This window comes from Rubripirellula obstinata (assembly GCF_001642955.1).
In the GTDB taxonomy this organism is placed as follows: Bacteria; Planctomycetota; Planctomycetia; order Pirellulales; family Pirellulaceae; genus Rubripirellula; species Rubripirellula obstinata.
In genome coordinates this window covers 1-9,996 of sequence record NZ_LWSK01000168.1, presented here as the reverse complement: position 1 = coordinate 9,996, position 9,996 = coordinate 1, and the positions used below count along the sequence as shown (strand labels likewise).

Below are 9,996 nucleotides of genomic sequence, written 5' to 3'. Positions count from 1 at the left end.
AATCCCTCGCTTACGCGTTCGGGTTGGGATTTCGTCTAATCAAATCTTCCCGCCAGGTTTCAGTCCATTAGGAGTTCACAGTCCATCATTAGCAGTACCCGACTGAACCCTGGCGGGCCCAGCTACGGGAAAACCGGGAAGTTATTTCGGGACAGTTCCTTACGCGGTCACGGCTCGCGGTGTGATTTGGAAGATTGAGTTGGATTGCACGCTAGAGGCGGGCTTGTTGGAGTTCGGCTTGGTAGTCGCGGACTTGGGCTTTCCATTGATCGAGGAGTTCGGCGGGGACTTCGTTGGATCTTGAGGGGGGTGGCAGGGGGACGGGGACGAATCGTTTCACTTTTTGGGGCGATTTTGGGAATCCGTTTCGGACTCGGCGGCGCGATGGCGGACGAAAGCTTGCGGCTGATAATTCGATGCGAATGGTGGCTTGTTTTGTTTTGCCTTGACCGTCTGGCAACGTGATCGGTGGCAGGTCGACTTGGCGGACCAGGTTGTCCTGTGCGTCGATATAGAATCGATATTCCGATCGCGTGCGATCTTCGGGCACCAAGACTTGGACGCAGCGACATAGCCGATCGTCGATCCGCTGATCGGCGAGGAAACGAAACTGGTGATCGCCGCGAAACAGTCTTGCCATCGGGTCTTTGGCGAACAGCCATTCCAACTGAGGCGGCGGGCCAGCCATCCCGGACCCCAAGCGTCCGGCCAGGATCGGATCGGTCAACGCGGCGTCCAACGATGGTCGGCCGCGGCGAAGCGGCAGCGGGATGTGCAGCACTTGTGAATCCATGTCGTCGCTGGCGGGATCCGACACCCAGGCTTCCATGATCGAATTTTCGATCGTGATGCGAACGTCGTAGGCAACCAAATCGACGTCGGTACTCTGCATCCACATTGACATCGGTGCGACCCGCTCGATCCGTTTTCCGTTCTCGGTCGTCGTCAAGCGAACGCGGCCTCGATCGTGGTACGACATCGCCGCGCGGTAGCCGGCAAAGACGGTCTTTAGAAACTGCTGGGCGTCCGTGGTGCGATACGCGGCGGGGTGGACCGTTTCTGTGATGGGATCATCAGCAAGGTCCACGACCGTTTCCGGTTTTTCGCAGCCGATCACGACGGCCAAAGCTAGCGAGATTGAAAGCCGTGCGAGTCGATTGTGATTCATCAGATCAAACGCGATTGAAGGTGCGAGGTTGGCGGATTGAAGCAGGACAGGCCTGGACTGATGAAAATGCGGTGGGTGATGTTATTCGCGAACCAGTCGAACATTGCAAATTGCAAAATGAACATTGCAAACTGAAAATTCTTGGGAAGCGGTATTTGCTGGTCAATTGACATTTTGCAATGTTCATTTTGCAATTTGCAATCAACACCGAGGCCGGTCAGCCACAAACCCCCAATCTCGTCCAGTTTCCCTCCACGCAAACATTTTCGTCAGCCCAGGGCAGGCCCCGGTTTTCACGAAGACACAATTTTCACGACGACACAGTTTTCACAACGACACAGACGCGTGATTACTCGATCGGTCCACGGTGTCACAATCGCAGATGCCGCGTAAACTGTGGCGAGAGTGCAGGCACGCATATCTACGGCAGGCCCGAGAGTAGGCCGTAGCGAGCGTAGCGAGTTACGGCCTACAATTTGCGTTTTTTCGTTCCACGTGCATCGCCGTGACGGGTTTTGGTCCCGGAAAATACGTGTTAGTTCGTTTAACCGCGTGGGCATCGCCCCGCGCGTCGTGCTAGCGCGAACGCGCGGGGCGATGCCCACGCGGTTAAACAATTTAGAAACCCTTCACGGCGTTGATTAGCGTGCTTGGTCCCGTGTCGTGAAACTCCTGCTACCAACAATGCCACCGCTTTCCCTGCAAGTCCTATGAGTGATGCTTCCAAGTTGAACCCAACATTTTCGCTCGCGTGCGAGACCGTTCTTTCGTTTCCGTCGGAACGGGACGACGCTGATCAAATCGAAAGCGTTGACGCGATCGAAACGGAGGTGCAGGCTGCCCTGGCCAATCCAACCAACTATCCATCGATCGCCGATTCGATCGTGCCGGGCGACCATGTGGTGTTGGCGGTTGATCCGTCGGTTCCTGAACTTCGCCGCGTGATCGCGGGCGTGGTTTTGGCACTGGGCGAAACCGAAGTCGGGCAAATCGATGCGGTGCTTTGGGACGAAGCCAGCGATGAACAGATCGCGATGATCAGCGAAGAAATGGGACCATCGTCCAAAGTGGTTCGCCATCACGGAGACCTTCGCCGCGACGTGCGATACTTGGCGGCCGATGAAAGTGCAGACCCGATCTACGTCAATCGGTTGCTGGTCGATGCGGATTTTGTGTTGCCAATTGCCAGCGGACGATTCGGTTTTGATCACGAAACGCATGACTGCACCGGGATCTATCCGATGCTGGTCGATTCAGCGTCGCGAAAGCGTTTTGTTAGCGGCAGTGCAGGCGAAGTGCCAGCGTCACAGACACGATGGTTGCTGGGCGTCCAGATGATGTTGTCGGTTGCACCGGAGCGAGAAAACCGAGTCCGTCGGATCCTGGCTGGCGCGATCGGGTGGATTGATGAACAGTATTCAGAAATGGCGGAGACCGAACTGCCATCGCGCGAATTGCCATCGCTCGAATTGTCATCGCTTGAACTGCCATCGCTCGGGCAAGCGGATTTGGTCGTGGCGGTGTTGGAACAGGGGACGCCACAAACCTGGCAAAACGCGACGCGGGCGATTCAGGCCGCTGCCGCGATCGCATCGGAAGACGCGACGATTGTGTTGTGGTCTGGTATCACCGAACCGATTCCTGCCGTGTCGCCGGATGCGGTGGATGACGCATTCGATGAGGATCAAATCGACACGCAGGCAGAGAATAACGACAGCGAGAACAGCGACAGCGAGAATAACGACAGCGAAGAGGACTTCCCGGCCTGGAACGCGGACATGGTCGTGGCTCGAGAATTGGCTGAATTGTCGTCCCGGTATCGCTTGCTGATTCGGTCAGAACTGGACAGCGAGGCGGTGGAATTGGCCGGTTTTGGAGCGATTTCGGACGCGGATCAACTGAGTCGTTTGAGCCAGGGGTTCGACGTCGGCTGTGTTCTGCGGCGAGCTTCCTGCCTCGCCCCGGCGGCCACCCAAACCGGTCGTTTTCGGCTGGAGAATTGACAGCAAACCCAGCTTTTTTGGGCTCTGGATTGCTATCAGGGTGATAAAAGGTTCCGCTCGTAACGATCAGGGAGTGCGGTAACGAACGAAAATTATCTCAAACCTCTGATTTCGCTCTATTCTACGTTGAGCCCAAGCGGCCAATGGATAGGATCGGATGTGTGGTGATTGCGGAACGCTTCCACCACTTGCTGGATCTTCCCCAAAAGCCGACCCGAGGCGAGTAACTGATGGATATGAGCGAGACTAGCCGAACTGCGATCGACGAAGTCGATTTGATGTTGGCCAATGCCCGCTTGCGCGACGAGCTCGAACCGTACCGCGACGAATCAATCGACACTTCGACCAGCCGCATGACCTTGCGGACTGAGAACGAGTACTTGGCATCGATGCTGGCTTGGGAACGAGCACCGGCACTTCCGATCGCCAGTTGGTTTACGCCGGTGTTGGAGCTGCCTTCGCCCGAGGCGATCGACGACGAGACGTTGGACCGGTTATTGGTCGAAACGATCGATCGCTTGTACGCCGAAAAGGTCGTTTTGCGTTGCACGGACCATCTGTCGAACCGCGATCTGTACAAAATCATCTATCGCGACATCTTGCCTTGCTGCGAAAAGAAGGTCGAGATCGCCGGCAAGTTCCTGGAATGGCGATGCATCGAAGATACCGAGACTTGGCTGCGTTATTACGCCGATGCGGTGGATCGCCGCCGTTTCCAAGAGGAATACGAGGTCGATCTTCCCGATAGCGAGGAACCCAAGTTCCGACGAGATTTGCCTGGGTAAGGTTTCGGGAAAACGTAGGCCGCGTGGAGCTGGGCTGTCGTTATAAGCTTGTCACGACTGTTGAAAGTAGGCCGTAGCGAGCCATAGCGAGTTACGGCGGTGGGCACATTGCCGTAACTCGCTATGGCTCGCTACGGCCTACAAGGTTTCGTTGACGAGAAGTCTCTGAGATACGGCGTTATCGCGTGCTGCCGTAACTCGCTATGGCTCGCTACGGCCTACTTTTTGGTTGCACGTGAACTGCTTTGAACCGTGAAACTGGATCTTCGACTGCTTGGTCTGCTTTTTTAGATTTGGTGTGAAGATAAAACGATTATCCGGTCGATACGCTTTGTGACGAGTGATAGCGGTCAGCGCTGAAGTAGCGAAATCGACTTCGCTGATTTCAGGCCCGCTGACAACCAGTCCGCTGACTTCGAGTCCGCTGACAACGGGCACCTCCCCAACAGAGCTTGGACAGTAAAAGGCAAATCGATGACCATCCAAGGAAACACATCTCGAAAAACGACTAGCGTCGCGCTGGCTCTGGCCGCCGGCTTTTGCGTCATTGCATCGACAGGTTGCCAAGTGTCCCTGAACGGCCAAACGTTGCCGAGTCCGTATTACTTGCAGGACGACGTGCAGTACTTCCCGTCGGGTCCAGAATTCAAACTGCCGCGTGAAGCCGCCGCATTGAAAGCCGCTCGAGCCGAAGAAAAAGCAAGCCGCCGATAAGCCGCCTAATCCTGCAGAACAAAAAGCTAACAGCTAAAAGCTAAAAGCTAATCGCTAACAGCTACCTTCACTCGTCCGCCGCTCGCAGGAAATCTTTGGCGACTGACTCGAACGCGCAAAACTCTTCTTTGCCAAAGTAGAGATCCAGCTCACGCTTGGCGGACTCTTCCGAATCGCTGGCGTGGACCAAGTTCATTTGTCGGCTGCCGCTGTAATCGCCACGGATCGTGCCCGGCGACGCTTTCAGGCCGCTGGTGGCACCCAGCATTTCTCGGATCACGGTGATCACTTCCAGTCCTTCGACGGCGATCGCGACGACCGGTGCCGACGTGATGAATGATTCCAGCGACCCGTAGAACGGTTTTTCAACGTGTTCGGCGTAGTGCTGTTTGGACAGTTCAGGCGTGACCTGGATCATCTTCATCGCGATGATGGCGAGGCCTTTTTCCTCGAACCGCGAAATGATTTTCCCCATCAGGCCGCGTTGGACACAATCGGGTTTGAGCAGTACTAGTGATCGTTGCATGGCTAGAATGTCTGGCATCGAGTTTGATGGGCGGTACAGGAGAAAACCTCCAAGAATCGGAAGTATTGTCCAGGCTCGCATCGGCGCGAAGACGACGTCTAGGGCTCGGCTAGTTTGCTTTTCGGGTGGAACGCAAAAGCAGCGGAGCAGCGATGGGTAACACGCAACGCCGCGAAGAGTTTTGGTCCCGGAAAACACGTGTTGGTCCGTTTAACCGCGTGGGTAACGCCCCGCGCGTTTCGTTTCGCGTGTTTCGTTTCGCGTGGACGCGCGGGGCGATGCCCACGCGGTTAAACGATTTGGAACCCCTTCTCGGCGTTGGGTAACACGACGGACTGCAGAATGACGTAGGCCGGTAACGAGCCGCTTCGGCGCTGTTCCGGCAGACAGTGCCAGCGCGGATTGCCGGAACTGCGTCGAAGACTCCTTGTTCCGGCCTACCTAACTCCTTGTTCCGGCCTACCTAACGCGACGGGCTACCGAACAAACGGGTTGTGCTGGACCGATTCGGCTTCGTCGATTGCCCATTGGGGTATTTCGGCGATTCGCGATGGAAGCTGTTCGGCCAGCGGTGCGGGGGCCGGATCCACTTTTGCAACTCGGCAGGGTTTCGTGCTGACCGTTGGCAAACGCGAAGGCTTGCGGGTGACTTCGGCCGGGCGCTCACTTGCCGGCGGTAATTCTTTTTCGACTAGGTGAGTCGGCCGAGGAATGGGATGCGCGACGTTGGACGCTGCCGTTTCGCTAAGTCTGGTTTTATTCGGCGATGCCTTTACCAGTGCCTCGAAATCTCGCACGGAATCTCGCACGGAATCTCGCACAGAATCTCGCACAGGGGCATCCAAGATTGATGGCACGCTTGCCGATGGATCTGCGTCATCGCCATAGTTCAAGTCGCTAAAATTCCACGGACTTGTTTCATCATACGAGTACTGGTCACACGAATCCCCATCACACGAACGCTGTTCCGAACAGCCGGCCGTTTGGCAGTCGCGTGGATGGATCAGATTGTGATTGTCAAACCGATCGTAATAGGTATTGCCATACCGAGTGATCCGTCGGCGAGTCGCATGCGAACTCACCGGCGGCAGATCTGCACCTGGCCGAAGTCCGGATCCGTGGCATGCGTGGTAGCCGTCGCCCCAACCGATCCCGAACAATCGTCCGCTGCGATCGAGCGGTTGCTTCGCGACTCGGATGATTGGATTTTCCGTTGCCGGCGGATTTCGGCGTGACGTTGGATGAATCGCAAACGCAGACAATCCGCTCGTGACGCTTAGCAGCACAACAAAAAACGAAGCGAGTGATCCAGATTTCCAACAATCGTTCATGGTTCTTAATTGCGGTTTGCGTAAAGAGCTTTGTTGGTTTGATCGAAGAGATGGCATGAGTCCAACAACCGGATTGATCGGCACAATGGTCGTCTGTGCCACGCCCCACTGCAGCGGCACAGTCGGGATTCCTTTCACCACGGGGCGGTGGTATCGATGACAATGACTTTGACGATCAGCCGAGACAGATTTAGTCAAAACGACTGCTCTGGATCGGGTCTTGTTGTGAAACTGCCAATCGTCGCAAGCTAGGTTCTCTTTAGAAGCCATCGAGATCCGCACTGCGACTTCTCGAATTCAAAAGGTTTCCATCGCTTTCCAAATTCTAACTTCCGCTCCGTTTCCAAAGCATTGTCATGCATCAACGTTCACGACTTCTCGTTGACCCCAAAGTCCAATGGTCTGTCGCCGGCCGAGTGCTGCTGCACTGGATCGCGTTCCTGGTTTGCTTGCTGACGATCGGGATCATGGTCCAGATGTTATTGGCGGCCGGAACCGAGTCGATTGGCGTTGCCTTGGAAGACGGTCTGGTCAATCAGTTGCCAATTTTGGCCGTCATGATTTTGCTGTTGCCTGTGTTCCTGCGAGACACGCTGAAACTGAGCAATCGATTCGCTGGTCCGATGTATCGTCTTCGCACCGAACTGGCAAAGTTGGCAAATGACCAACCCGCCAGCTCCGTCAAATTTCGCACGGGCGACTTTTGGCAGGATGTCGCTGGCGACTTCAATCATGTCCTGGGCCAACTGGAACGGTTGCAATCCGAGAACGAAACGCTTCGCGGAGAGCTGAAGACGGCACGCAAAGAACAAGAGATTCACGCTTAGGAACTTTCCCGAAAAAGCTTCCCGGGATTAGATTCCACCAAATCTTATGCAGTTATCTCGGGACAATTCCTTGTACGGCTCAAAAAATCTCTTAAACGGCTAAAAGTGGTCGCTATCGGCCTACGCCCGGGGTGAACATCCCGTCATAATGCTGGTGACTCGTTTCACCTTCATGACGGACCCCCCATGCTTGCACTCGACCGTTTTCGATTTTCCCAGCTTCACGCACTGATCTTTTCCCTGGCCTTTCCTCTGGCCTGTTGTGTTGCTTTCACGCCATGCCTCGCTCAGGAATTGGGTGTTCAGGAAGTTGAGCCAGCGGAAGTTCAGGCAGAGCCAGACACCGATGCGTTGCCAGAAGTAGGCTCGGAAGTGGACCCAGAAGCAGGCCCAAAAGTAGGTGAAGGGCAATCGGACCTGGAAGAAGCGATCGTCAAGCGAATCGATGCCGAGAGCGACGAAGAGCTTGAAGCGACCGCGGCCCTGTTGGAATCCGCGATTACGAAGGGACTCGACGGCGAAAACGAATCATTCGCCAAGAAGATGCTGGGCTCGGTGTTGCTGCAGCGAGCACAAAAGATCGCCGCCAAGATCCCGGCTGCACCCGGCCGACAAAAGTTGGCCGTTCGCGACGAGGCGCTGGAAGTTCTAACGCAAGCCGTTGAGAACGACCCCGAATTGGTCGAAGGCTTCTTGCTGATCGCGCGTTTGAACCTGATGGGCGGCGGCGACAAGGACGCCATCTATCAAGCGACCACCAACGCGATCAAGTTACTCGCCGACGAACCAACCGAACTCAGTTCCGCTCTAGTTCTGCGTGCCCTAACGCGTGACGATCAACCATCGCGTTTGGAAGATTTGGATGCGGCCATCAAAGCGGATTCTAAAAACAAGGAAGCCCTTCAACTTCGTGCTCAACTTCGATTGCAAACCGGCGACATTTCCGGAGCGGTCGAGGATCTGGATTCGGTGCTTGAATTGGACCCCACCAATCTTGTCGTCGCGCAGGCTGCGATCAATAAGTTGATTGAACTGGAACGAGTCAAAGATGCAATCACGCTGATCACGCGAACGCTTTCGGCACAGCCAAGCGAAGGAATGTATCGCCTGCGCGCGGTGTTGTACCAAGCCGATGGCGAAGCTGAGAAAGCGATGTCGGATTTGGACAAAGCGATCGCAATGGCTCCCAAGGATCCGCGAACATTGTTGCTGCGAGCGACGGTTGCACTGGATCGTGATGACGTCAAAGCCGCCAAAGCAGACTTCCGTGCTGCCGCCGCAATCGCACCTCAAATCATGGGTGCAGACCAAGGTATTGAACTGCGTTTGCAAATCGCGCTCAAAGAAAACCGAATGGCTGATGCGATCAACGATGCCAAGCTGCTGGTCGATCGCGAACCTGACAATCTGTTCCGTCGCATGCGATTAGCGTCGCTGTATTCCATCGACAAACGGCCACGCAAAGCGATCGAATTGCTGACCAGCTTGCTGCAAAAAGAACCTGAAAATGTCGCCGCCTTGCGATCGCGAGGCGATGCTTACTTGAGCGTCGGTGATCACGCCGCAGCGATCGCAGACTACGAGAGCGCGATTTCGGCGCTGGGCAAAGTGGATGCTGAAAATTCAACTCAAACGCAAATCGACGAAGCATCCGGCTTGTACAACAACTTGGCATGGGTCCTATCAACGTCCCCCAACGATGCCGTCCGCAATGGCACCCGAGCACTGGAACTTGCCGAGATGTCCGCTTCGCTAACGAAGTACGAAGCACCCCATATTCTCAGCACGCTTGCGGCCGCGTACGCGGAGTCGGGTGACTTTGAGAAGGCCCGAGAGTGGAGTCAGAAAGCCGTCGAATTGGCAACCGACGAAGAGCACGATCAACTCAAACAATTGCAAGAAGAGCTGGACGCTTACCTAGAAGACAAACCGTGGCGTGAAGTGCAAGAGACCGAAGAAAACGACTTGCCAATCCTGGACCCCAAAGATTTGATTGACACTTAAAAACTGTCTAAAAACGTAGCTGATCCCGCCAGGGTTCAGTCCAACGCCGTGAAGAGTTTTGGTCCCCGGTGGCAACAGCACATTTCCCTGATCGCCAGCAGTAGGCCGTAGCGAGCCAAAGCGAGTTACGGCAATGTGCGCAACGCCGTAACTCGCTATGGCTCGCTACGGCCTACTTTCAACGGTCGCCAGAAGTTAACAACGACACATTTTCATCAGGCCAGGCATCGCTCCGCGCGTCGTACGCGCCCGAACGCGCGGGGCGATGCCCACGCGGTTAAACAGTTTAGAAACCCGTCGCGGCGTTGGACTGAACCCTGGCGGGAAAATTGGTAGCGAAAGTCGCCAAGACTTTCGGTTTGGCGAGTTGCCGAAACTCTTGGCGAGTTTCGCTACGCCTCTTATTGTTCCGACCGCACGTAGCCGCGTGGGCATCGCCCAGCGCGTCGCGCCCGAACGCGCGGGGCGATGCCCACGCGGTTAAACAGTTTAGAAACCCGTCGCGGCGTTAGACTGAACCCTGGCGGGAAAATTGGTAGCGAAAGTCGCCAAGACTTTCGGTTTGGCGAGTTGCCGAAACTCTTGGCGAGTTTCGCTACGCCTCTTATTGTTCCGACCGCACGTAGCCGCGTGGGCAT

Annotated in this window: 10 protein-coding genes; 5 read left to right on the top strand and 5 right to left on the bottom strand. The window is 55.6% G+C overall.

What is annotated here, in order from left to right:
* Nucleotides 1-211 precede the first annotated feature (211 nt).
* Both RC85_RS23585 and RC85_RS27765 read right to left on the bottom strand, forming a co-directional pair.
* Nucleotides 212-1,168 carry a hypothetical protein gene (locus RC85_RS23585; RefSeq protein ID WP_068267204.1) on the bottom strand — a complete coding sequence of 319 codons (957 nt, stop codon included), beginning with the start codon at nt 1,166-1,168 and terminating at the stop codon, nt 212-214.
* On the bottom strand, nt 1,168-1,341 hold the full coding sequence (locus RC85_RS27765) for a hypothetical protein (RefSeq protein WP_162273254.1): 174 nt from the start codon (nt 1,339-1,341) through the stop codon (nt 1,168-1,170). The genes RC85_RS23585 and RC85_RS27765 overlap by 1 nt, the downstream gene beginning before the upstream one ends.
* Before the next feature lie 537 nt (nt 1,342-1,878).
* Here RC85_RS27765 and RC85_RS23575 point away from each other — a divergent pair.
* Nucleotides 1,879-3,171: a nickel-dependent lactate racemase family protein gene (locus tag RC85_RS23575; RefSeq protein ID WP_068267202.1), complete on the top strand. Its 1,293-nt coding sequence runs from the start codon at nt 1,879-1,881 to the stop codon at nt 3,169-3,171.
* A gap of 230 nt (nt 3,172-3,401) precedes the next feature.
* The gene (locus RC85_RS23570; protein ID WP_238383210.1) at nt 3,402-3,956 is read left to right on the top strand and encodes a hypothetical protein; all 555 of its coding nucleotides are present in this window, start codon (nt 3,402-3,404) and stop codon (nt 3,954-3,956) included.
* A gap of 201 nt (nt 3,957-4,157) precedes the next feature.
* On the opposite strand, the gene RC85_RS27760 is transcribed toward RC85_RS23570, so the two are convergent.
* Nucleotides 4,158-4,394: a hypothetical protein gene (locus RC85_RS27760; RefSeq protein WP_068267200.1), complete on the bottom strand. Its 237-nt coding sequence runs from the start codon at nt 4,392-4,394 to the stop codon at nt 4,158-4,160.
* Between the two features lie 36 nt (nt 4,395-4,430).
* On the opposite strand from RC85_RS27760, the gene RC85_RS23560 reads away from it, so the two are divergent.
* Nucleotides 4,431-4,670 (top strand): hypothetical protein, encoded by a 240-nt coding sequence (locus RC85_RS23560; protein ID WP_149753036.1) that lies wholly within the window; start codon nt 4,431-4,433, stop codon nt 4,668-4,670.
* A gap of 67 nt (nt 4,671-4,737) precedes the next feature.
* Here the strand turns inward: RC85_RS23560 and ndk are convergent, their stop codons facing one another.
* Both ndk and RC85_RS23545 read right to left on the bottom strand, forming a co-directional pair.
* On the bottom strand, nt 4,738-5,196 hold the full coding sequence (gene ndk, locus RC85_RS23555; protein WP_068267199.1) for a nucleoside-diphosphate kinase: 459 nt from the start codon (nt 5,194-5,196) through the stop codon (nt 4,738-4,740).
* A gap of 476 nt (nt 5,197-5,672) precedes the next feature.
* Nucleotides 5,673-6,527 (bottom strand): hypothetical protein, encoded by an 855-nt coding sequence (locus tag RC85_RS23545; protein ID WP_149753035.1) that lies wholly within the window; start codon nt 6,525-6,527, stop codon nt 5,673-5,675.
* Nucleotides 6,528-6,883: 356 nt separating this feature from the next.
* On the opposite strand from RC85_RS23545, the gene RC85_RS23540 reads away from it, so the two are divergent.
* Both RC85_RS23540 and RC85_RS23535 read left to right on the top strand, forming a co-directional pair.
* Entirely contained in the window at nt 6,884-7,354 is a 471-nt protein-coding gene (locus RC85_RS23540) for a hypothetical protein (protein ID WP_068267196.1), read from the top strand.
* Nucleotides 7,355-7,540: 186 nt separating this feature from the next.
* A complete protein-coding gene (locus RC85_RS23535; protein ID WP_068267195.1) occupies nt 7,541-9,358 on the top strand; it encodes a tetratricopeptide repeat protein in 1,818 nt (605 codons plus the stop codon).
* Nucleotides 9,359-9,996 lie beyond the last annotated feature (638 nt).